At 63.8% G+C, this 21,989-nt stretch carries 19 protein-coding genes and 1 pseudogene; 7 read left to right on the plus strand and 13 right to left on the minus strand.

The window, feature by feature from the left end; genetic code table 11:
- Positions 1-151 precede the first annotated feature (151 nt).
- Positions 152-2,905 carry an Ig-like domain-containing protein gene (locus K7B09_RS11155; protein ID WP_223629544.1) on the minus strand — a complete coding sequence of 918 codons (2,754 nt, stop codon included), beginning with the start codon at positions 2,903-2,905 and terminating at the stop codon, positions 152-154.
- Positions 2,906-3,008: 103 nt separating this feature from the next.
- On the opposite strand from K7B09_RS11155, the gene K7B09_RS11160 reads away from it, so the two are divergent.
- Entirely contained in the window at positions 3,009-3,284 is a 276-nt protein-coding gene (locus K7B09_RS11160) for a hypothetical protein (RefSeq protein ID WP_223629545.1), read from the plus strand.
- 156 nt (positions 3,285-3,440) lie between these two features.
- Here K7B09_RS11160 and K7B09_RS11165 read toward each other — a convergent pair whose 3' ends face one another.
- Positions 3,441-4,337, minus strand: coding sequence for a LysR family transcriptional regulator (locus K7B09_RS11165; RefSeq protein WP_223629546.1), 897 nt, complete (start codon positions 4,335-4,337; stop codon positions 3,441-3,443).
- A gap of 79 nt (positions 4,338-4,416) precedes the next feature.
- Between K7B09_RS11165 and K7B09_RS11170 the strand changes: the two genes are divergently transcribed.
- The 3 genes and pseudogenes from K7B09_RS11170 (at position 4,417) to K7B09_RS11180 (ending at position 6,226) form a co-directional block, all read left to right on the plus strand.
- The gene (locus tag K7B09_RS11170) at positions 4,417-5,406 is read left to right on the plus strand and encodes a quinone oxidoreductase family protein (protein ID WP_223629547.1); all 990 of its coding nucleotides are present in this window, start codon (positions 4,417-4,419) and stop codon (positions 5,404-5,406) included.
- 10 nt (positions 5,407-5,416) lie between these two features.
- A pseudogene (locus tag K7B09_RS11175) lies at positions 5,417-5,653 on the plus strand (YciI family protein); the annotation flags it as partial.
- A 90-nt stretch (positions 5,654-5,743) separates the two neighbouring features.
- Entirely contained in the window at positions 5,744-6,226 is a 483-nt protein-coding gene (locus K7B09_RS11180; RefSeq protein WP_223629617.1) for a cupin domain-containing protein, read from the plus strand.
- A 175-nt stretch (positions 6,227-6,401) separates the two neighbouring features.
- Here the strand turns inward: K7B09_RS11180 and K7B09_RS11185 are convergent, their stop codons facing one another.
- Entirely contained in the window at positions 6,402-7,679 is a 1,278-nt protein-coding gene (locus K7B09_RS11185) for an acetyl-CoA C-acetyltransferase (protein ID WP_223629548.1), read from the minus strand.
- Between the two features lie 80 nt (positions 7,680-7,759).
- Here K7B09_RS11185 and K7B09_RS11190 point away from each other — a divergent pair, with 80 nt between their 5' ends.
- Both K7B09_RS11190 and K7B09_RS11195 read left to right on the plus strand, forming a co-directional pair.
- Complete coding sequence (locus K7B09_RS11190) at positions 7,760-8,656, plus strand: hypothetical protein (RefSeq protein ID WP_223629549.1); 897 nt, start codon at positions 7,760-7,762, stop codon at positions 8,654-8,656.
- Positions 8,657-8,661: 5 nt separating this feature from the next.
- Positions 8,662-11,541: a serine/threonine-protein kinase gene (locus tag K7B09_RS11195; RefSeq protein ID WP_223629550.1), complete on the plus strand. Its 2,880-nt coding sequence runs from the start codon at positions 8,662-8,664 to the stop codon at positions 11,539-11,541.
- Here the strand turns inward: K7B09_RS11195 and K7B09_RS11200 are convergent.
- From K7B09_RS11200 to K7B09_RS11235, 8 genes are all read right to left on the minus strand, one after another.
- The gene (locus K7B09_RS11200; protein ID WP_223629551.1) at positions 11,538-11,804 is read right to left on the minus strand and encodes a hypothetical protein; all 267 of its coding nucleotides are present in this window, start codon (positions 11,802-11,804) and stop codon (positions 11,538-11,540) included. The two genes, K7B09_RS11195 and K7B09_RS11200, sit on opposite strands and share 4 nt — an antisense overlap.
- Complete coding sequence (locus K7B09_RS11205) at positions 11,801-12,811, minus strand: DUF6683 family protein (protein WP_223629552.1); 1,011 nt, start codon at positions 12,809-12,811, stop codon at positions 11,801-11,803. The genes K7B09_RS11200 and K7B09_RS11205 overlap by 4 nt, the downstream gene beginning before the upstream one ends.
- 49 nt (positions 12,812-12,860) lie before the next feature.
- The gene (locus tag K7B09_RS11210; RefSeq protein ID WP_223629553.1) at positions 12,861-13,325 is read right to left on the minus strand and encodes a hypothetical protein; all 465 of its coding nucleotides are present in this window, start codon (positions 13,323-13,325) and stop codon (positions 12,861-12,863) included.
- A gap of 226 nt (positions 13,326-13,551) precedes the next feature.
- The gene (locus K7B09_RS11215; RefSeq protein WP_223629554.1) at positions 13,552-14,025 is read right to left on the minus strand and encodes a hypothetical protein; all 474 of its coding nucleotides are present in this window, start codon (positions 14,023-14,025) and stop codon (positions 13,552-13,554) included.
- A gap of 190 nt (positions 14,026-14,215) precedes the next feature.
- Positions 14,216-14,791, minus strand: coding sequence for a superoxide dismutase family protein (locus K7B09_RS11220; RefSeq protein WP_223629555.1), 576 nt, complete (start codon positions 14,789-14,791; stop codon positions 14,216-14,218).
- A gap of 24 nt (positions 14,792-14,815) precedes the next feature.
- Entirely contained in the window at positions 14,816-16,234 is a 1,419-nt protein-coding gene (ntrC, locus tag K7B09_RS11225) for a nitrogen regulation protein NR(I) (protein ID WP_223629556.1), read from the minus strand.
- Positions 16,227-17,258, minus strand: coding sequence for a two-component system sensor histidine kinase NtrB (locus tag K7B09_RS11230; protein ID WP_223629557.1), 1,032 nt, complete (start codon positions 17,256-17,258; stop codon positions 16,227-16,229). The genes ntrC and K7B09_RS11230 overlap by 8 nt, the downstream gene beginning before the upstream one ends.
- A gap of 34 nt (positions 17,259-17,292) precedes the next feature.
- Complete coding sequence (locus K7B09_RS11235) at positions 17,293-18,054, minus strand: N-acetylmuramoyl-L-alanine amidase (RefSeq protein WP_223629558.1); 762 nt, start codon at positions 18,052-18,054, stop codon at positions 17,293-17,295.
- A gap of 185 nt (positions 18,055-18,239) precedes the next feature.
- On the opposite strand from K7B09_RS11235, the gene K7B09_RS11240 reads away from it, so the two are divergent.
- Entirely contained in the window at positions 18,240-20,153 is a 1,914-nt protein-coding gene (locus tag K7B09_RS11240; RefSeq protein WP_223629559.1) for a putative bifunctional diguanylate cyclase/phosphodiesterase, read from the plus strand.
- 36 nt (positions 20,154-20,189) lie between these two features.
- On the opposite strand, the gene K7B09_RS11245 is transcribed toward K7B09_RS11240, so the two are convergent.
- The gene (locus tag K7B09_RS11245) at positions 20,190-21,623 is read right to left on the minus strand and encodes an ammonium transporter (protein WP_223629560.1); all 1,434 of its coding nucleotides are present in this window, start codon (positions 21,621-21,623) and stop codon (positions 20,190-20,192) included.
- 16 nt (positions 21,624-21,639) lie between these two features.
- Complete coding sequence (locus K7B09_RS11250; RefSeq protein WP_223629561.1) at positions 21,640-21,978, minus strand: P-II family nitrogen regulator; 339 nt, start codon at positions 21,976-21,978, stop codon at positions 21,640-21,642.
- Positions 21,979-21,989: the final 11 nt, after the last annotated feature.

A 21,989-nucleotide genomic window follows, 5' to 3' on the forward strand; every position in this document is an offset into this window, starting at 1 on the left:
AGACAGACGCCTGGATCGGCTGGATGCTAGGAAGCACATGCAGTGGAACCCTTGGCACTTGGGGCGGCACCAGCCGTCATTGCATGCGCTGTTGAAACAATAAGCGGCCGCACCCGAGTTCGATGCGGCCTTTCAAGGGCACCTGCTTCGATTACTTGGTCTTCAGCGAGACATCGTCGATCAGGAACGATGTCTGCACCTGCGCACCTTCAGTGCCTTGGAAGTACACGCGGATGGTCTGGCCCTTGTACGCGGTCAAGTCGAAGCTGCGTTGCACGTAACTCGTCCCCTTGTTGAGGTTGGAGTATGTGGCCAGTGTCGACAGCACCGCATTGTTGCCGTTGCGCACTTGGATCTTCAAGGTGTCGTAGGCAGAAGTGGTGCTGGTTTCGTCGCTGTCCACGCGCAACCAGAAGGTCAGCGTGGCGTTGGTGGCCGCGGACGGGATCGCAACCGACTGCCAGGCGCTGTCGGTATGGGCACTGCCGTAACCGTTCAGCCAAGCCTTCCAGGTGCCGGTCTTCGCCGCATAGCTGCTGTCATTGGTGATCACGCCGCTGCTGGTTGTCCAGCTGCTACTGCCGGATTCGAAACCGCCGTTGACGATCCGTTCCACGGCCGGCGCAGTGTTGTCGATCGAGAACGCGACCGCGGACGAGGTGCCGATATTGCTGGCTGCGTCGTAAGCCTTCGCGGTCATGGTGTGGCTGCCGTTGCCGAGCGTGGTCGAATTCAGCGTGATCGAATACGGCGAAGTGGTATCGGTGCCATTGAGCGCACCGTCGACGTAGAACTCGACCTTGCTGACGCCGACGTTGTCGGACGCCGTGGCCGACAACGTGATGGTGCCGCTGGTACCGGCTTCGCTGGCGCTGACCGTTGGCGCCGTGGTGTCGGCGGTGGTGTTGCTGATGCTGAACCCAACAGCGGTAGACGTGGCGCTGTTGCCGGCGGCGCCGAACGCCTTGGCGGTTAGGCTGTGGCTGCCATTCGCCAAGGTGGTCGAGTCCAGCGTCATCGAATAAGCCGCCGCAGTGTCGGTACCGACCAGCACGCCATCAACATAGAACTCGACCTTGCTGACGCCGACGTTATCGGACGCCGTGGCCGACAACGTGATGGTGCCGCTGCTGCCGGTTTCGCTGGCGCCGACGGTCGGCGGCGTGGTATCCGTCGGAGGCAGCGTACCGCCCTGGTCCACCCAGATCGGTGCCGACCACAGGCGCAGACCGTCGGCCTGGGTGACGACCGCGTAGTAGAAGTGCTTGCCGTTGGCCGGGGTGACGCTGTATGTACCGCTGCCTTCGGTGAGCTGGGTGACGGTGCCGTTGCGGCCGGGCACGCCTTCGAAAAACTGCACGCGCTGCGCGGTCTGGCCACTGGTGCTGGCGTAGTTCGCAACCAGGGTCAATGGGCCGCTGTTGGCGAAGGACTCGCCCATCACGTGGCCATTTCCGGTCAGCACCAGCTGGCCGCTTCGATCTTCGGTGGCGAATGTGCGGCGTGCGCGCAGCGCGTCGAAGAATGCGGCCGTGGTCAGGGGGGTGCCGCTGGGCAGCAGCACGCCAGTACGGTTGGTGAAGCTCAGGCCCCAGTTCGCGCAATGGTTGTCCTGGTCACTGGACGGCGCAACGTGATAGCCGGCCTCCAGCAGCTTGTTCCAGGCCGCCGTGTAGGTGCTGCGACCGGTTTCGGTCTGGGTGGTGTTGGTGGAAAACGCCGAACTGTTGAGGACTTCCGCCAGCACCATCACTTCGCCACCATTGGCGTCGTAACCTAGGGCGACGCCGTTGACCAGGAACTGGCCGCTGCTGGCGGGATGGTTGAACTGGCCGATCCAGCCGCGTTGCTTCATCAGCGCGTACAGCGCGGGATAGTCGCTCTTGGCGGTGAAAACCCCGCCGATCAGCTGGCCCGAACCGTTGTATTCCCACTCGGTCAGCACATCGGGATTGATGATGTTTAGGTGGCCGCCGTTGCTGATCACGCCCCACTCCAGGCCGTATAGCGCCATGAAGTCAGGATTGGCAGAACGGGCAGCAGCAGCCTGCTGCAAGCCACTGTTGAACAGCGCGTTCGCATTCGCTGGCACCGCTGAGGCATTGGTGCCGGTGGAACCGTCGTACATGTGATTGTGCTCTGATGTCAGCAGAAAGTCGCCGCCGGCCTGCACGCGCATCATCGTGTAGGCATCGCTCGGGCCCATCGTGCCGGCCTGCGGTACTTCGGAACCACTGCAGCTACCGACTGGCGAGCCACCATCGCTGTGATTGGTCTGGCTGTGCATGTTGCCGTAGTAGATGGTGTACGGCAGGCTGCCGCTCGCCACGACCTGATGGATCGCTGCAAGTCCGGCGGCGGAACGGCTTTGCCTTGCCGTATTGAGCGGCGAGATCGTCTGGATACGCGCCGCCGGCACCTTGCCCAGCATCACGTCGTAGCGCTGCTCCACCATTTCCTCGCTGAAGGCAGCGAAGGCTTGCTGCACGCGCTGGTCGATGGAGAGACGCGCATCAGCCGTGGTCGCAAGAGTCGGCACCGCGCGCAGGCGCACCGTGTAGTAACCCGAAGGCAGACTGCGACCGTTGGCACCGAGCCCGTTCCAGCGACCGACTGCGAGCCCGCGCCCCTCCTTCAGTGCGGTGATGTCGCTGTCGCTGCCGATCACCCTACCGTTTGGGGCGATGACTTCAACCATCCACGCGGCCTGGGTGGCACCGCCGGCGCCTGGGTAATCGAAATCCACGCGGATCGGGAAGTTCGCGTCGACCACCTTGAATGGCACCGTGAGTGTGGCATCGAATTCGTAATGATCCGGATGGCTAATCTCGGAGGCAGCGACAGACGTGCAAACAAAAGCGAGGGCGCAGGCCAGCATGTGCTGGCGCAGGGTGCGGTGCTGCATGATTGTGTATCCCCAGTGTGGTTCCGCATTCCTGCGGGTCAATTCCCCAGGCGGACTATGATCGAAACCGTATGTTTCCGGAGGATGACAATCGGCAGCCTAGGTGCGCGCCCTGCGGCACGCCGGAAGCACGCTCCAGCGGGTGATCGTGGCGCTACTGCGCGCCGAACCGGCGTTCGACAAACGGATCCGCGGCTTCGCCATGCACGACGCGGTGCTGACCGGCGTGGAGACCCGCACGTCCTCGCCGCTGCGGATCACCCGCGGCGAGGACGGCCACAGCCGCAACACGCGCGGAGTGTGCTGGGCGGGGGCAAACCCTAGGCAAGCCCAAGCGGGCAGCCTGATCATGGTTACCGCCGAGGCTGCCACGCCATGACTGGAATTCGGGTATCGACTAGTGACCAGGGTGATGGCCTCGCACTGGGTGGACAAATCACCCGCAGTTCAGGAACCGGGTAAACAGCAACGCGTTGCAATGGATCGTTGAACGGCATCCAGCGGAACGCCAGCCGGGGAAGCCCGGCACCCACGCTCATACCAATTCGCTGGCAGCCGCCATGACGGTATCGCCGATCAGCCCACTTGCCCAAGCAACCCGCGGGCTGCGCCGTACTTCGGGGTGGATGGCCAGCCACAACGGACGCTGCACACCCCAACCGGATGCCAGCGCCACGAGACGCCGATCGTCACGTGCCAGGAAGTGGGGCAGCAGCGCAACGCCGAGCCCGGCGCAGGCGGCCTCGCACAGGATGAGCAGGTCGTTGCTGGCGAAGGCAACGCTGCGTCCTGCCGCGAACTCGCGCAGGCAGCGTGCGGTGTCGCCTCCGCCATCCTCGTCTCCGTGGCGCAGGAATCGCCAGTCGACCTCCGCAACCTCGCCCCAGCGCGGATGGGCATAGAACCCGTAGCCCACGTTCGCGAGTGGCCGACCGGCCAGCCGTTCATCCGCCGGCCGCCCCAGGCGCAGCGCGATATCGGCCTCCCGCCGCGCCAGGTTGGCCTCGCGCGCCTCGCCCAGCAGCTGCAACTGGATCGCAGGGGCCAGTGCCAACGCCGGCGCCAGTCGCGGTAAAAGGAACCGGCTGGCGAAAATCGGCGGCGCCGACACCCGCACCGGCCCACTGGTGGTGCCATGCGCGTGTGCTGCGTGCGCAAGGGCGAGCGCCTCCTCCTCCAGCCGTCGTGCGTACGGCACCAGCGATTCGCCTTCGCAAGTCAGGCGCCACGCTTGCGGCAGTCGATCGAACAGGTGCAGGCCCAAGTGCTGTTCCAACGTCGCGATGCGGCGTGCCACCGTGGTGTGCTCCACGTCGAGTGCCCGCGCTGCGGCACTGAGTGTGCCGAGGCGAGCAACTTCAAGGAAATAACGGATGCCATTCCAGTCGGGCAATGCCGATGGCAGCCGGGAGTCGGTTGTGTTTTTTTGCACAAGCGTGGTGCCAAAACGGGGAATGACTGCATATATTCGCACGACTAGACTGCTGGCCCGTTCCCATCTGAAGACCGCCATGCGCGAATCCACCTGTCAACGACGCATCACCCTGACTGGCCACGGCGGCCCCGGGCAGCTGCGCCTGATCGAATCGGCCCTGCCCCCGCCCGGCCCCGGCGAAGTCCGCGTGCGCCAGCGCGCCATCGGCGTGAACTTCGTCGACGTCTACTTCCGCACCGGGGTGTACGCGCTTCCGGCGTTTCCCAGCGGACTGGGCGTCGAAGCGGCCGGCATGGTCGAAGCAATCGGCGAAGGTGTGGACGATGCCTGGTTGGGCCGACGCGTGGCGTATGCCGGCCCGCCCATCGGTGCGTATGCAAACGTGCGCAACCTGCCGGTGGCGCAACTCGCATGCTTGCCCGCCAACGTGGACGACGACACCGCCGCGGCGATCCTCCTGCGTGGGCTGACCGCCCACATGCTGTTCGCTCACGTACGCCCCTTGCGCGCAGGCGATGTCGTGCTGGTGCACGCTGCGGCAGGCGGGCTGGGTCTGGTGCTGGCGCAGTGGGCCAGCGCACTCGGGGCACGCGTGATTGGTACCGTCGGCTCGGACGAGAAAGCCACGCTCGCCCATGCCCATGGCACCGAGCGCACCGTGATCCACACGCGCGAGGATTTCGTCGCCGCGACCCGCGACTTCACCAATGGCCGCGGCGCGGATTTCGTGATCGACGGGATCGGCGGCGCGACCTTCGACCGCTCGCTCGACGCCCTGGCGCCATTCGGCATGGCCGCCTCGATCGGACAAGTGGCCGGTGACGTCGCCGCGATCGACATGGCCCGTCTGCATGCGTCGCGCTCGATCGCAGTATCGCGCCCGGGCGTATTTCGCTTCGTCGCCGATTCTGAGCGCTACCGCGAAGGCTGCCAAGCCGTGTTCGATCGCCTAGCCACCGGCCTGCGCGTGCGCATCAGCGAACGGTTGCCACTTGCCGATGCGGCGCGCGCGCACCAGTTGCTTGAATCCGGCCGCAGCGCCGGCTCCCTCCTGCTCGTTCCCTGAAGGCCTCGTGATGCTTTTCATTGTCCTGTTGACCTACCGGCAACCCCTGGCCGTCGTCGACCGCCACATCCCCGAACACCGCGCCTTCCTGGCGCGCCATTATCGCGCCGGCCACTTCCTGCTCTCCGGGCCACTGGAGCCGCGCGATGGGGGCGCGATTCTGGCCCGCGCGCCCGATCGGGCGACCCTCGACGAATGGTTGCGGGAGGATCCATTCCATGCGAACGAGATCGCCGCCTACTCCGTGGTTGCGTGGACGCCGACGCTGCGTGCCGAAGAGGTGGATCCAACGCTCGCCCCGGCGGCATCCACGGTCCCTGCGGGCGATGATCCGGCCATCGAAACCACTGCGCCGTTCCCGGTTGCCGTTTTCGCGGACCACGTACCACCACGGCCCCTGACCTCCGCCTATCCCGCGCCGTTCGCTCAGCGCCTGGCAGGCCGCGAGAAGCGCGTGCTCGGTGATCGGTTCGGCCTGCGCAACTTCGGCGTGAACCATGTCACCCTGCAACCCGGCGCGCAATCGGCGCTGCGTCACGGGCACGGGCGCCAGGACGAGTTCGTCCACGTGCTTCGAGGCGAATTGGTCTTGATCACCGATGTCGGCGAAAGCCGCCTGACTGCCGGCATGAGCGCCGGCTTCCGCGCCGGCAGTGGTGATGCCCATCATCTGCTCAACCGCGGGACGTCGCCCGCGGTCTATCTGGAGGTCGGCGACCGCAGCCCCGGTGACCGCGTGCAATACCCCGACGACGATCTGCAGGCCGTGTTGATCGAGGGGCGTTGGTCGTTCGCCCACAAGGACGGAACACCCTACTGACCCGAAGCCACCCCGTCCGTGATTCCGGGGTAGAACCGGTCAGCCGAGAGTGAGTCAGCGGCGGAAGGCGCTGGCATGTGACAAAAAGCGAGACTGTCTTGGCAGCCGGATTCAAGCGATACGAGCTGAGCAGGCGCCGTGGCACCTGCAAGCAACATCGCCGCCGCCAGCAACATCATCGCTCCAAGATCGCTACCACGCCCATCCCGCCAGCGGTGCAGATGCTGATCAGGCAACGGCCGCTGCCGCGCTGCTTCAATTCCTTGGCGGCGGTGGCGACGATGCGTGCGCCGGTGGCGGCGAACGGGTGACCGGTGGCCAGTGATGAGCCATTGGGGTTGAGCTTGGCCGGGTCGATGCTGCCCAGTGCCGCGTCCAAGCCCAGCCGGTCGCGGCAGTAGGTGGCGTCTTCCCATGCTTTGAGCGTGCACAATACTTGCGCGGCGAAGGCTTCGTGGATTTCGTAGAAGTCAAAATCCTGCAGGCGCAGGTTGTTGCGCTTGAGCATGTCGGCGACCGCCACGGTGGGCGCCATCAGCAGGCCCTCGCCGTGGACGAAATCGACCGCAGCGACCTGCGTGTCGCGGATATGGCACAGCACTTCATGACCGTGGGCGGCCGCCCATTCGTCGGTGGCCAGCAGGCAGGCCGATGCACCATCGGTCAGCGGGGTGGAATTGCCCGCCGTCAGGGTGCCCTTGCCCGAGGTTTTATCGAACGCAGGCTTCAGTGTGGACAGTTTTTCCACGCTGGAATCGGGGCGCAGGATGTTGTCGCGGCTCACGCCACGGAAGCTCACCACCAGATCATCAAAAAACCCGCGTGCATACGCAGCGGCTAATTTCTGATGCGACGCTGCCGCCAAGGCGTCCTGCGCATCGCGGCGGATGCCCCATTCCTTGGCCATGTCTTCGCAATGTGCGCCCATCGATTTGCCCGTGCGCGGTTCGGCCACACCGGGGAAATCCGGCTTCAATTCGGACAAGCTGAAGCCTTTGAATGCGGCCAATTTCTGCCCGAAACTTTTGCCTGCCGCCGCTTTCAGCAAGCGCGCACGCAGTGCCTTGCCGTACACAATCGGGACATCGGAGGTGGTGTCCGAGCCGCCGCCGATGCCGGCCTCGATCTGCCCGGTGGCAATTTTCCCGGCGATGTGGATCAGCGTATCCAACGAGGTGCCGCAGGCGCGCTGCAGGGTAATGCCCGGCGTGAGTGGCGATAGCCCCGACGACAGCGCGGCTTCGCGGCCCAGATTCCAGTCGGACGAATGCTTGATCACCGCACCCATCGCCACTTCGCCCAACGGCTGTCCTTGCAGGCCGAATTTTTCGACCAGCGCGCCCAACGTGCGCACCGAAAGCCCCAAGTTGCCCACATCGGCATACGCCGTGTTTTGCCGGCAAAAAGGAATGCGTACACCACCCAGCACCGCCACGGGACGACCGTATTGCATGACTCACCTCAAGGACGCACCCGCGCAGCGGGCATAATGTAGGCCGAGTGTAGCGCCGCCTTTCCGAGTCAAGACTCCATATGTCGCAAGCGTCCAATTCCCCAGCCGTGTTCCGCGGCGTGATCGCCATTGAGTTGCGTGACGGCAGCCCACCCGAACGCGCCGCATTACCCGCAGCATCCGCCGGCGAAGTGGCCGCACTGTTGGGCCGCGACTTGGCCAAGCTGGCCCCTGATGTTGCCGATTGCGAGTTGGCGCTGCTGGCCGCGCATTTTGATCCCGCCGAAGCCTTGCGCCCGGCGTGGCCGCTGCACCGGCACGTGCAGGAATTGCTGCAACGTGCGCCCGGGCAGGCGCAAGGCGCCCGCGTGATCGGGTTTGGTGCCGATGCACAAGGCGCTTTGCCGGTGCCGATGCAAGCCGATGCGGCACTCGCCGGCGGCGGCTTGCGGGTGTTGCCATTCGTGCTGCGCGGCGGCGCATTCGACAGCGTGGCCGAGCAACTGGAATCGAAATTATTCGACTGCGGCATGGCTCAGGCCGATGCCGCACTGGCCTTGCAAGAAGGTCTGGGTGCACGCATCGAACATATCCGCTACCTGAGCCTGCATGACTTGCTGGCGATGATGGCGATGCAATACCAGAACGCCGGGCTGGAGGGCATGTGGACCTTGCTGGAAACCGCCTTGCTGGAACCTGCCGGCGAGTGGTTATTGGATGCGCCACCGGAACCGCTGGCGCGCTATGCCGATGGCGAAGTGCGCATTGCCTTGCTGGATCCGGCGACATGGCAAACCCGCAATGCCCCGCAGCAAGACGATGCAGCCAAACTGGAGCGCGGTTTTACCTTGTTCCAAATGCGTTGCCGGCAATACGCCGCGGTGCTGGAAGCCCATGGCGTACCGGTGCAGTACGTGCATTGTGCGGATGGTCAGCCACACTGTTTGCACTTTCCTCTTCAGCGCTGGCGGGATTGAGCGATATGAACAACCACGCCGCAGAGCAGCGCCGCCACGCTTTGGAAATCTTCGATGCGGTAGTTGATCTTGCCGCGAGTGCACGCGGCAACAAGCTGACCGAGTTGTGTGGTGATGATGCCGCGTTGCGCGCACAAGTACAGGCCCTGCTGGATGCCGATGCGGCCGCCACGGAGCCGTTTAGCGGCAACGCAGATGTGTGGGGGGGGGCACTCGGGCATGAGGAGAGTCCGCAACACGACCCCATGCTTGGCCGCAGTATCGGCGCGTGGAAAATCATTGACGTCATCGGCCGCGGCGGCATGGGCGCGGTGTATGCGGCGGAGCGCAGTGATGGTGCGTATGCGCAGCACGCGGCACTCAAGCTGATTCGCGCCAGCGCGGATTCACAAGCGGCGCGTGAGCGTTTCCTGCGTGAGCGACAAATTCTTGCGGGCTTGCAACACCCCAATATCGCGCGGTTATTGGACGGCGGATTCAGCGCTGAGGGCGAACCCTATTTCGTGATGGAGCGTATCGATGGCGTGGCCATCGACCGTTGGTGCGATGTGCACACACTCGGCCTGCGTGAACGCATCGTGTTGTTCTTGCAGGTGCTCGACGCGGTGCGTTATGCACATCGGAACCTGGTCGTACACCGCGACCTCAAGCCGTCCAATTTATTGGTGGATACCGAAGGCCGGGTGAAGCTGCTCGACTTCGGCATCGCCAAGCAATTGGCCGATGCCGAAGCCACGGCGACCCTCGATCGCGCACTCACCTTTGAATACGCCAGCCCCGAACAGCTGCATGACGCGCCGATCACCACCGCCACCGACCTCTGGCAGTTGGGCGTGATCTTGCATCGCTTGTTATCGGGCGCGCATCCGTTCGGGCTGACCCGCGACACCCCGGTCGCCAGCCAGCTGCAGCAGCTGGAACGCGAGCCCGAACCGCTGACCCGGGCTGCTTCCAGCGCACCCGCAGAACAAGCAGCGCTACGCGGCGGATTGAGCCCGACGGCACTTTCCAAGGCGCTACGCGGCAGCCTCGCCGACATCGTGCAAGCGTGTTTGCGTCGCAACCCCGAGCAGCGCTATGCCTCCGCCGATGCTCTGGCGAATGATTTGAAGGCGTGGTTGGACAACCGCCCAATCGCTGCCGTGCCGCTGTCGCGCATGCAGCGCACGCGACTGTGGCTGCGCCGCAACCGTGCGCTGGCGGCTTCGCTGGCGGCAATTACCGTGGCGCTGCTTGCTGGCACCGGGGTGGCGTTGTGGCAGGCGCGGGAGGCGCGCACGCAAGCGCAGATCGCGCAGCGTGAAAGTGACAGCGCACGCACCACGCTGGCGTTCCTCACCGATACGCTGGCCGCCGCATCGCCCGATCAAGCGATGAGTACCGATGTCAGCGTCCGCCAACTACTCGACCAGGCACGCACGCAACTCGATCAGAAGCGGCTCGATCCGCAAGTGAAGCAGTCGGTGCAACGGCTACTTGGGCGACTGTACACGTCGCTGGGCGAACCGAAGACCGCCGCCGCCTTGCTCGAACAAGGTCTGCGCGGGGTAACGCCGTCCAGCCGCGAAGAGGCACTGCTGCTGGCCAGCGACCTGGATGCCTACTCCAGCGCCTTGGGCACGCTGGAGCGCGGCAAGGCATCGCTGGCAATCGCGCAACGTGCGGCCACGCTGCGTGGCAGATTCGCATCCGACGATCCCGCGCAGCAGCTCTACATCCATGACCAGCTGGGAATCGCGTACTACCGCAACGGCGACAACAAACAGGCAGAGCAGGAGTGGCTGCAAGTGCTGGCGCTGGCACGCAGCATGAAGGATCCGCCGCGAGACGTGGTGATCAACAGTAGCCAGACTCTTTCCTCGATGTTGTCGTTCAACGGCGATTACAAGCGAGCCCTGCAGATCGTCGACCAGGGCATCGCCTTTGCCGACCGCAGCGGTATCCCGGCCGATCATCCGATGCGCATCAACCTGCTGCGCTCACGCGCCGAAGCCCTGCTCAAACTGGGCGATGCCAGGTCCGCCGAACCCGTGATCCGCCGAGCCATTGCCCTGCAACGCAAGACCACCAGCGACACCGGCAACCACATGGCGACGCTGCAGAACACACTTGGCCTTGTACTCAACGATCTGGGGCGCTACCGCGAAGGCCTTCAGGCAATCGCCCAAGGCGAATCAATCGGAAGCGCGGCGACACCAGCACCAACCGAGCGCGCGATTTCGCTGATGAACCTGTCTGGAACCAACGAAAATGCCGGCGATTACGCCGCGGCGCTGGCGCTGGGCAAGCAAGCGCTGGCCCTGCTGGATGCAGCCGGTCTCTCCGCTGACGATCCGCAACGCCGCATGTTGGAGCGTAATTACGTGCGGAGCCTCGGTCTTGCCGGGCAGCAAGCCGAGGCCTTCAAGCGCATGCAGGCCCTGCGCGAACGCGCACGCACATTGGATGGCGAGGATTCGGCCGAATACGCCTTGACGACGTGGCAGTTGGTCGTGATTGCCCGACACCTGCACGACCCGGCACGTGGCCTGCCGCTGCTGGCGGAAGCCCGCAAGCGCTGGTCCGCGCTGGTGCCGAACACCCATCCGGTGTTTACCCATGCGCTGCGTGCAGAAGCCTCATTTGCACGCGATAGCGGCGATCTTGCGCACGCAGAAACCTTGCAGCGCGAGGCTATCGGCAAGTTTGAAGCGGCGGGCGCACTGCCAGTCGACCTTGCCATTGCGCACGAAGAACTTGCCGGCATCCTGTTCGACCGCGATGATAAAAACGGGGCTCGCCAGTTGCTTGAACACGCGCTACCTGTATTGCGCGAAGCGTTATTGCCGCAAGAAAACAGCCGCGCCGATGCCGAGTCGCTGGCGCACAAATTAGGCATGCGCTAGCCCTTGCTTGGTGCCGCCACTTTTTTCTCGCTCACCATCGCCTTGCCGGACTTCACGCATTCTTGTTGCGCGGCTTTCCCGCCTGCGCCATCGAGCATGTCCGCGCAGCAGGACGCGATCTGTTTGTCGCTTCTGGCATGCTGGTATTTGACGCATTGTTCGGCGGCGCCCTTGCCGCCGTTGACCGAATCGGCGTGCGCGGTCGGCGCCAATGCGGCACAAGCGAGGATGAAGGGCAAGGTGATCTTGAAGCTCCGAATCATGATGTGCTCCCAGTGATGAGGGTTCCCGGCATGTGGTGCCCGCTTGACGCGCGCCGGGATTCGCGTCGGGCGAAAGGCGTGTCCGGCGAGACCGCGACCGTGCCGCCGCCGGCATTGGCGGAGTAGGCATTGCCGGCGATGGCGAATGACATCCCGGTCTGTTGGTACTGGGTCGAGAACGATGATCCGACGGTCATCGACAGGATCAGGCAGTCGTAATGCCCGTCAGCCAGGCGACCGCCGCTGGCAGCGGCCGCGCCGGTGGTGGGTGCCGACGCAGCGGTGGGTGCAACCGGCGACAACATTCCGCCAAGAACCTGCGGTTCGACATGCAGCAGCTTCCGGCTGAAGCCGGCGGCCATCGTCCTGGCCTGCTCGACCTGCGTGGCATTGCCGTGCTGCTTGCCGTCCACGTAGAACACCAGCGGCAGGCCGGCGGCGGCGAGCAGAACGTCGTAGCGCGCGGTCTTGTCCTTGTCCGGGGCGCGGGCGATGTCCGACTGCGCCAGACTCGCATTGAGTGAATCGAACAGTCGCTGCTGCGCGTCGGCATCCGGCTCCCGTTCGGTCTGCACGGTCGCCACGGAGGCGATGAAGAAGGTCATCGCGCCGGCGATCGTGTTCTGCCACTTGCCCTTGTACTTCAGCGCGAACATCTCCTTGCCCGCGCCAGCCAGTTGCAGGATCTGCCGCTGTTCCTCCGGCGAGTTGCCCAGGCTGTCGGCCAGCTGCTGCACCGCGTCGCCGCCCGCCACCGGGGTGAACAGCGTGGCCGTCGGCGAGGTGGGGCGGCTGGGTGCCACGCTGCTGCCCGGCGTGACCTTGCCGCCATAGCGCGGGTACTTGGCGCAGACATCCGGCAGGCGCTCGTGCTTGCGCAGTGCGCTGTCGCAGATGGCGGTGTCCATGATCTGGTGGCTGATGGCGCTGTTGACCAGCCATTGCTGCGCATGTGTGGCCGGCGCGCACGCCAGCATGGCAAGGAGGGCGAGATGACGCGTTTTCATCCGGAAGCTCCGGCAAGGAGAGTGCAATGCCACACGATCCCGTGCCCACTCATGTCGCACCCCCGCAGTTGTCCACGGGCGTCAGGGTGAAATGCTCGCCACCGCTGGTAGTGCGCGACTGGCTGCCGGCGGTGGTGGTGCCGCCGCCTTCGGTGGTCAGCGTGCCCGGCTTGTCTGCGCCATCGGGGAATTCGATGTGATAGCGCCCGCCGGCACTCCAATGCAGGCCGGGAATGTTGGGTGTGCGCACGAACTTGTAGGTGCCGTCCACGCCGCCGCTGAATGCCACCCCGAACATCCTGCCGTTGAGCACAAAGCTCTGGCTGATATCGCAAATGGTGTCATCCACCGGGTCACCGCTGCCGCCAACCACGTGGTAAGCGCGTGGTGCGACAGCTGCACCGATCCCGCCACAACGCGGGCGTTTGTCGTTTTCATCCGTGCGTGGCGCATTGGTGCATGGTTCTTCCGGCGGCGCAGTTGTTGCAACGGGTGCATTTGCTGCTGCAGGCACGGGTTGGGAGGGCGCTGCAGTGTGTGGTTCCTGCTTCGGTGCGCAGGCAACAAGCAACACAAGTGCAGTGGTGCAAAGGATGGGCCATGCGGATCTGGGCATGTGCAGGGTCCGTGGAGGTTGCGTGGTCATTCCACTGGGTTGTCGGGAGTCGCTTGTCGTGGGGGACATCACTTAGCGCAGCCTCCCCACCAGTGGCTGTGGGTCCGCAGGCTGCAGTGGCGGATCATGGCGTGGCTTCGCAGTGATCAATCCGCGTCCATTGGTCGGTAAACGTCTGGTGTACGGCTTTTGCTTGCACGGTCAGGCCCGAGCCACGCCCGGTCACTGCGGCGGCGGCGGTGTAGGTCGCGGTCATCTTGTCTTCCGGGCCGTCAAGCGTGTAGGTGTATGCGGTATTGGCCATGCCGCCGCCACCGGCAAACACCCAGTCCACCTTGCCGCTTTTGCGGTCGTTGGGCGTGTACTTCAAGGTGATCATGCCGCGCCCGACTTTGCCGCTGAACGGCCGGGTGATGTCGCAGGCGGTGAAGGATTCGCCGTTTTCCAAGGTGATGCGATAGGCGTGCGAATCGCTGGCCTGCGGACTGCCCATGCCAGCGCAGCGCGGGCGTTGGTCATTGGGATCGGTGCGCGGTTCGTGGGTGCATTTTTCGTCTTGCGGATTTTTCACCTGAAGCGCGGGAGACTGTGCTGCCATGCTCGAGGGCGGCGGCGATCCGGATTTGTGCGCGTCGTTCGGAGCCTGATCTGGCGAACACGCCGCCAACACGCACAGCGCAAATGGCGCACAACAACGTAGTGCAGGATGCATGGGAAATATCCGCCAGGGGTGTTCTCTGCTCTAGCGGAAAAATGCGCCGGAACCGGACAACCGCCCGCGAACAGGTTTATGGCGTGGCGCGAATCACCCCGCAGGCCACCCGCGCACCGGCATTGCCGGCCGGCTGGCTGCTGTAATCGTCGGCATTGGCGTGGACGATGATGGCACGGCCCACGATGTCGGTGGCTGCACTGCCCCCCAAACCGACGCCATCCACTTGCACAGCCACATGCGCCACGCCATTGGCATTGGCGATCAGGTTGTCGCTATCCCCCGCATGGTGTGCACCGTGCCCGGCGCGGCCATGCGGCTGCATCGCCGGGTTGAAGTGGCCGCCGGCGCTGGCCGCATCCACTGCGCTGCAATCGCCTTTTTCGTGGATGTGAAAGCCGTGGCTGCTGCCTGGCGTCAGACCACCGATATCACCACGGATGTACACGCCTGCGCCCATTGGCAGCAAGGTGAGTTTGCCGCTGACCAAGCTGCCGGAAGCCGAGGCGAGGTTGGCCACGGCTTGCTTGCTGGTGCTGATGGCAGCGGGGGTTGCTTGCGTGGGTTTGGGGGCGACCGCCGGCTGGCTGGCACAGGCGGCCAGCATCAAGGGGAAGACCATCGACAGGCTGGATGCGGTATGGCGGTGCATGGTGTTCTCCTGTGCGGGTTTGCGTCAGCTAATCGGTGCTTGCTTGCGTGAGCTGCCCAACTTGCGGGTAATCGTATTGCGGCCCAACCCGAGAGCTTGGGCCGCGTCACCACGATGCCCGTCGCAGTGAGCCAGTGCCGCGTCCAACAAGGCTTGTTCGAACTGCGCCTTGGCCAGTGCGTGCAACTCGGGGGTATGTTGGCGCAACTGCTGTTGCGCCCATGTCGATAACGGCTGCGTCCAGCTAACGGCGACGTTGCCGGCGTGTGCAACCGCGCCGGGCAGAGTGTCGGCCAAATCCTGCACGCCGATGCTGTCGCCTGGGGCCAATGCAGCCAAGCGCCAACACAGGTTTTCCAACTCACGCACATTGCCCGGCCAAGCGTGTGCTTGCAGGCGTTCGAATGCAGCGTTGCTGAACTGTTTGACAGGCAGTTGCAGGCGCTGCGCGGCATGCGCCAGAAAGCGCGCAGCCAGCTCGGGAATATCTTCGCTGCGCTCACGCAGGGGTGGCAGCGGCAGCCGCACCACATTCAAGCGATGCAGCAAATCGGCGCGAAACCGCCCGGCATCGACCAAGGCTTCCAGCGGCTGATGGGTGGCTGCGATCAAGCGCACATCCACGCGGATCAGCTCGCGCCCACCGACGCGGTAAAACTCGCCCTCGGCCAGTACGCGCAACAACCGCGTTTGCAGTGCCGCTGGCATGTCGCCGATTTCATCCAGAAACAGGGTACCGCCATCGGCCTGTTCGAAACGGCCGATATGGCGTTTGCTGGCTCCTGTGAATGCACCAGCCTCGTGGCCGAAGAGTTCGGACTCCAGCAATTCGGATGGGATCGCTGCGGTATTCAGCGCGACAAACGGTCGCGTGGCACGCGGGGATTCGCGATGCAGCGCACGTGCCACCAACTCCTTTCCGGTACCGGTTTCGCCGGTGACCAAGACCGACAACGGTACCTGCGCCAACCGGCCAATGGCACGAAACAGAGCACGCATCGCCGGCGCATGGCCCACCAGCAGGCTGCCATCGGCAGCGGCCGGCGCAATGACGGGAGTGGCGACAGGGGTGGGCTGTGGCAAGGCGCGGCGGACCAGTGCCACCGCTTCATCCAGATCGAACGGTTTGGACAAAAACTCGTGCGCGCCGCCGCGAAACGCGCCGGCGGTGCTGGCCACATCGGTATAGGCCGACATCACGATCACCGGCAGTTGCGGCTGCGCCGCTTTGAGTTTGTCCAGCAGCTGCAGGCCACCGTCGCCGGGCATGCGCACATCGGTGATCACCAGTGCCGGTACCGTGCCGGTGTGCAGCATGTCGAGGGCATCGGCTGCATTGCTGAAAGCTTCCACCGCGTAGCCGGCATCGCGCAATGCGGTAGCCAAGACATAGCGCACGGCGTGGTCGTCATCCACCACCCACAGACCTACCGGCTCAGTCATGACTTGGCTCCGATAGTGGCAGCAACAGGGTGAATACGGTATGCCCGGGGCGCGAGCGCCAAGTCAACGATCCGCGATGCTCACGCGCGATCTGCTGGGTCAGCGCCAGCCCCAAGCCGGTGCCGTCGGCGCGACCGCTGACCAAGGGCAGCAAGACATGTTCGGCCAACTCTGTCGGAATGCCGCAGCCGTCATCGACGATATCCAGACGCAATGCCTGCGCATGCACGGCATCAAAAATGCGCGCGGCATGCTCCACCCGGGTGCGCAATTGCACCACGCTGGCACCGGCTTCCAGCGCGTTGCGCACCAAGTTCCACACCGCTTGGGTCAGGCGGTCAGCATCACCTTCGACATCTGGCAAAGACGGGTCGTAGTCGCGCTGCAAACGGGTCACCCAGCCGGCATCGGTTTCGGCCAAGCGCAGCACACGCTCCAATACCTCGTGGATATTCAACGGTGCAAACGCACGCGGCGGTGCCGGTGACAGCAAGCGATCCACCAGCGTGGCCAAGCGCTCCACTTCGGCCTCGATCAAGCCGGTCAATGCACGGCTGTCGGCATCACCACGGCGCGCCAGCAATTGCGCCGCGCCCTTGATGCCGGCCAGTGGATTGCGCAGTTCATGAGCCAAACCTTTCAGCGACGCACTCAGCGCCGCCGGCAGCGATTGGGTATGGGTGTCGCTGCCGAACTCATCGACCGGGTGCAGCTCCAGCCAGCGGCCGCTGGTGGCGCACGGTGCTAGCCATAAGTCGGCAAACTGCAGCTCGTCACTGCCGGGGGCGGCCAAGGCCACCCGCCGCAAGCGTTGCGGGGCATCGGTGTCGACTTGCAGGGCGACGGCCAGCGTTTGTGTCTGCCGTTCCAGCGCTGCCGCCGGCGTGCCCAACAGGCGGCGGCGACTCACGCTTAGCCAGCGCCCTGCCGCCAGATTGGTGTGCGCCACGCGGCCATCGGTATCCAACCACAGCAATGGCGTGGTCAGGTCATCCAGGATGTCGAACGGCAACGGGGCAGGCATTGCACTAATTTAGTGCAAACCCGGGGTCGTGTGGTCAGGGCCGCATCGCTAGGCGTTGATTGCTCAGTGCATGCAGGATACGCAAATCTTCCGCATCGAAGCTGGCCTGCGGGTCTTCGCCGTCGTCACGGCCGCGATAATGGCGATGGAAGGCACGCACCGCAGCCGCACGATCGGCCAATGGATAACCCACCGCCGCCATCGCCAGCCACGGGTCAAACCCCGCCGGTGGATCTTGCAAGCCGCCCTGTGGCCACAGCCCGAACCCTGCATCCGCCAAACGTTGCCACGGGAACAAGGCGCCGGGGTCACGTTTGCGGGTGGGTGCCAGATCAGCATGCCCGATGACCTGGGTTTTGGGGATCGACAAGCGCGTGGTCAAATCATCCAGCAAGCGCAGTAGCGCGGTGATTTGCGCGTCGGTGTAGGCGACCCCCACGGCATTATCGATTTCGATCCCGATCGAAGCCGAATTGAGATCGGTAATCGTGCCCCAGCGGCCACCGCCGGCATGCCAAGCACGGGCGCCGTCATCCACCAACTGATAGGTCACGCCGTCTTTGCCGATCAGATAATGCGCACTGACCGGGCCTTTGCTGTTGGCGGTGCGCAAGGTATCCAGGCTTTGCTGCACGGAATGTTGCTCGGTGGCGTGCAACACGATGATGACGGCACGGCGTGCATCCGCATTGGGGGATGGCACCCATTGCGCCAGCGGGTTGTGCATCGGCACGGGCGTGTGCGCGCACGCGCTGAGCAACAAGAGCAGCAGGAGATAACAGGCAGGTCGCAACATATCCGGATCATAGTGCATGTATGTGGGTATGGCAGCGGGCATTCGTTGCGGAAGTCAGGCATGTCTCGACAGCAGCCCGACTTCGACATACCGTGTTGCCGCTTGGGGACTGTGAACAGGTAACGCCGTTGGTGATGCCACGCACGCCTCTGCCCGCCCCCGCAGGCAATCCTGGAAACCCACGAATGACCGCCGAGCTGAACGGACGCCATCGCCGCGCCTTGCCAGATGCACTGTTGGCGCTGCAACAACAGCGCTTTCGGCAAATACTGTGGCTGTTGATGGGCGCATTTGGCGCCGTGATGCTGGCCAATGCATCGCTTGGACGATGGACATCCGCCAGCATCGAGCTGGCCATGCTTGGGCCGATGTTGCTGGCGTACTGGTGGAACAGACGCGGGCATCTGGTGCGCGCCGCATGGTTTTTGATCGTCACGCTGATGCTGGGCCTGACCGTATTGATGGTGATCGGCCAAGGCTTGTTTGACGAAGCCGGGATGGCGTATCCGGCACTACTGGTGTTTGCCGGACTGTTTGGTAACCGACGGTTGCTGCTGTGGTTCACCAGCATGATGGTGCTTTCGTTCATCAGCGTGTACTTGCTGGATGTATCCGGGCTGATGCCTCACTCGCCATTGCCGGTTGGGCCGCTGCGCGCTTTCAATGTGTGCCTGATCGTCACCCTGAGTGGGTTTTTCGTGTGGTTGATCGTGAGTGACTTGCGGCGTGTGTTGACGCGGTTGGAGTCCGAAAAGCTGGCCTTGCAGGCCTCGCATGCGCAAATTGAATATTTGGCCTTGCGCGATAGCCTGACCGGGTTACCCAACCGGGTGTCGGCCAAAGAGCAATTGAAACGATTATTGATGGACAGTGCGGATTCGCCGCAAATGGTTGCAGTGCTGCTGCTGGATTTGGATAACTTCAAAACCATCAATGATTCGCTTGGGCATGCCGCGGGCGATGTGCTGTTGTGCCAGGTCGCCGACGCACTTGGGATGTGCGTGGGAAATTCCGGCATGGTGGCGCGCGCATCCGGCGATGAGTTCTTCATCCTGCTCGGCGGTGTGCAGACGCAGGACTCGGTGGATGACATGGTGGGCCGTATCTTTGACACCTTGGAGCAGGCGTTTCCGCTGGATGGGCTGGATGTGCCGGTCACCGCATCGGTGGGCATTGCGATGGCGCCTGGCGATGGCAACGATGCCAGCACGCTGCTCGAGCACGCCGATATGGCGATGTACCGAGCCAAGGAATCCGGCCGCAATACCTTCCTGCACTTTGCCCCGGACATGGCCGGCGGCGCGGTGGAGGATTTGAAAATTGCATCACGCCTGCGTCTGGCGATTGCACAGAACGAGCTGCAATTGCATTTTCAGCCGCAAATCGGATTGCGCAGCGGTCGCATCACCGGTGCCGAAGCGTTGTTGCGCTGGCAGCACCCCGAGTGGGGGCTGGTGGCACCGGCACGTTTTATTCCCATCGCCGAGCGCAGTGGCCTGATCACCGTGATTGGTGATTTGGTAATGCAGCAAGCGTGTCAGGCAGCCCGTGCGTGGCGTGCGCAGGGCTTGGGTGAATTGGTAGTCGCGGTGAACGTGTCGCCACTGCAATTTCAGCGCGGCAATTTGGAGGCGGTGGTGTCTGCGGCGTTGAACAGTGCCGGCCTGCCCACCAGTGCGCTGGAATTGGAGTTGACCGAATCATCGCTGCTGGCCGACGCCCAACATCTGAGCGCGGCCTTGCAACGCCTGAGTAGCACCGGCGTGCATATCACCATCGATGACTTTGGCACGGGTTATTCCAACCTTGGCTATCTGCGCCGATTTGCAGTGGATCGACTGAAAATCGACCAATCCTTCGTGCGTCGGATGTGCGCCAATCCGCATGATGAAGGATTGGTGCGCGCGATCATCGAAATGGCGCACTGCCTGGATTTGCAAGTGGTGGCCGAAGGTGTGGAGGATGCCGCTACACGGGCGCGGCTAGCCGAGTTCGGCTGCGAATTCGGGCAGGGCTTTCATTGGTCGCCGGCACTGCCGATGGATGCGTTCGTGGCATTTGTGCGTGCGCATCCAGCGCAGGGTTTGCAGACGCACTAACAGGGCGAAACCATGTGGTCTCGCCCCATCGTGCTTCTAATTGGCGTAAGCGTTTTCGCCGTGGGTGGCGATGTCCAGGCCTTCGCGTTCGGCGTCGGCATCCACCCGCAACCCCACCGTGTATTTGACGATGACAAACGCAAGCAGTGACACCGTGCCGGATAGCGCCACCGTCACCAGCACGCCCTGCAGCTGGATCCATAGTTGCGCCAGCAGGTTGTAATCGGGTGAAGCACGCTCGCTGACGTAGTCCCAGAGCCCCGCACCACCCAGCCGCGGGGCAGCGAATACACCGGTGAGCAAGGCCCCGGCGATGCCGCCCACGCCATGCACGCCAAACACGTCCAAGCTGTCGTCGGCTCGCAGCCAACGCTTCAAACCGCCCACCCCCCACAGGCAGAGTGCGCCGGTGATCGCGCCCATCGCCAAAGCGCCCATCAAACCCACCAAGCCGGCCGCCGGAGTGATCGCCACCAAGCCCGCCACTGCACCGGAGGCCGCGCCCAGCAGCGAGGGCTTGCCCTTGTGCAGCCATTCCAATGCCGTCCATGCCACTACCGCAGCGGCAGTGGCAAGGAAGGTGTTGACGAAGGCCAGCGCGGCGGTGCCATTGGCTTCCAGCGCAGAGCCGGCATTGAAGCCAAACCAGCCCACCCACAGGATCGACGCGCCGACCATGGTCTGGGTGAGGTTGTGCGGCTTCAACGCTTCACGCCCATAGCCAATGCGCTTGCCGACCATGAATGCGCCCACCAAACCGGCCACTGCGGCATTGATATGCACTACCGTGCCGCCGGCAAAATCCAACGCGCCCCTCGCCCACAGATACCCCGCCTTCGCCGTCGCCGTCGCCGCCATCGCGTTGGATGTGAACGCATCCGGGCCCGGGAAAAACCAGACCATGTGCGCCATTGGCAGATAGGCAAAGGTGAACCACAGCACGGTGAACAGCAGCACGCCGGAAAACTTCACGCGCTCGGCAAACGCGCCCACTACCAGCGCACACGCGATGCAGGCAAATGCGCCTTGAAACACAAAGAACGCCAGTTCCGGGATATACACGCCTTTGCTGAAGGTGGCAGCCAATGCATTGGCATCCAGCCCGTGTGCGAGTACCCGGTCCAGCCCGCCGATGAACGCATTGCCTTCAGTAAACGCCAGGCTGTAGCCATACAGCGCCCACAAAATGGCGACTACCGCAAACACCGCCAACGTTTGCATCAGGATTGAAAGCACATTTTTGCTGCGCACCAGGCCACCATAAAACAAGGCCAGTCCGGGCAAGGTCATGAAGATCACCAGACACGCACTCACCAATACCCACACCGTATCGGGTTTGCTGAGGCTGGGCACAGGGGCCGCCGATTGTGCGGACACGCTGCCGCAGATGCAGAGCAGCCACAACCACGCCCACTGCGGTGGGCGGGGTGACACATGCGTAATGGAAGCGTGTGCAATGAAAGTGTGCATGGAGTCCTCGCGTAGGTCAGAGCGCATCGGTGCCAATCTCCCCGGTGCGAATACGGGTGGCTTGCTCGAGGCCGATCACGAACACCTTGCCGTCGCCAACCTTGCCGGTGGCGGCAGCACTCATGATGGCTTCCAGCGCGGCATCGAAGGCCGCGTTATCTACCGCGCATTCGATTTTCAGCTTGGGCAAAAAATCGACTTGATACTCGGCACCGCGGTACAACTCGGTATGGCCTTTTTGGCGGCCAAATCCCTTGACCTCAGTGACGGTGATGCCAGACACCCCCGCATCGGTCAGTGCCTCGCGCACATCGTCAAGCTTGAATGGGCGAATGATCGCAGTGATCAGTTTCATCGGTCTGTGGC

The sequence above is a fragment of the Thermomonas beijingensis genome, from assembly GCF_020034655.1.
Classification (GTDB): domain Bacteria; phylum Pseudomonadota; class Gammaproteobacteria; order Xanthomonadales; family Xanthomonadaceae; genus Thermomonas; species Thermomonas beijingensis.

Excerpts from the sequence above, each read along its gene's own strand:
- ntrC (WP_223629556.1), bottom strand. The coding sequence starts at position 16,234 with ATGACTGAGCCGGTAGGTCTGTGGGTGGTGGATGACGACCACGCCGTG.
- K7B09_RS11215 (WP_223629554.1), bottom strand. The coding sequence starts at position 14,025 with ATGGCAGCACAGTCTCCCGCGCTTCAGGTGAAAAATCCGCAAGACGAA.
- K7B09_RS11155 (WP_223629544.1), bottom strand. The coding sequence starts at position 2,905 with ATGCAGCACCGCACCCTGCGCCAGCACATGCTGGCCTGCGCCCTCGCT.
- K7B09_RS11230 (WP_223629557.1), bottom strand. The coding sequence starts at position 17,258 with ATGCCTGCCCCGTTGCCGTTCGACATCCTGGATGACCTGACCACGCCA.
- K7B09_RS11185 (WP_223629548.1), bottom strand. The coding sequence starts at position 7,679 with ATGCAATACGGTCGTCCCGTGGCGGTGCTGGGTGGTGTACGCATTCCT.
- K7B09_RS11195 (WP_223629550.1), top strand. The coding sequence starts at position 8,662 with ATGAACAACCACGCCGCAGAGCAGCGCCGCCACGCTTTGGAAATCTTC.
- K7B09_RS11220 (WP_223629555.1), bottom strand. The coding sequence starts at position 14,791 with ATGCACCGCCATACCGCATCCAGCCTGTCGATGGTCTTCCCCTTGATG.
- K7B09_RS11205 (WP_223629552.1), bottom strand. The coding sequence starts at position 12,811 with ATGAAAACGCGTCATCTCGCCCTCCTTGCCATGCTGGCGTGCGCGCCG.
- K7B09_RS11250 (WP_223629561.1), bottom strand. The coding sequence starts at position 21,978 with ATGAAACTGATCACTGCGATCATTCGCCCATTCAAGCTTGACGATGTG.
- K7B09_RS11235 (WP_223629558.1), bottom strand. The coding sequence starts at position 18,054 with ATGTTGCGACCTGCCTGTTATCTCCTGCTGCTCTTGTTGCTCAGCGCG.
- K7B09_RS11200 (WP_223629551.1), bottom strand. The coding sequence starts at position 11,804 with ATGATTCGGAGCTTCAAGATCACCTTGCCCTTCATCCTCGCTTGTGCC.
- K7B09_RS11190 (WP_223629549.1), top strand. The coding sequence starts at position 7,760 with ATGTCGCAAGCGTCCAATTCCCCAGCCGTGTTCCGCGGCGTGATCGCC.
- K7B09_RS11170 (WP_223629547.1), top strand. The coding sequence starts at position 4,417 with ATGCGCGAATCCACCTGTCAACGACGCATCACCCTGACTGGCCACGGC.
- K7B09_RS11245 (WP_223629560.1), bottom strand. The coding sequence starts at position 21,623 with ATGCACACTTTCATTGCACACGCTTCCATTACGCATGTGTCACCCCGC.
- K7B09_RS11240 (WP_223629559.1), top strand. The coding sequence starts at position 18,240 with ATGACCGCCGAGCTGAACGGACGCCATCGCCGCGCCTTGCCAGATGCA.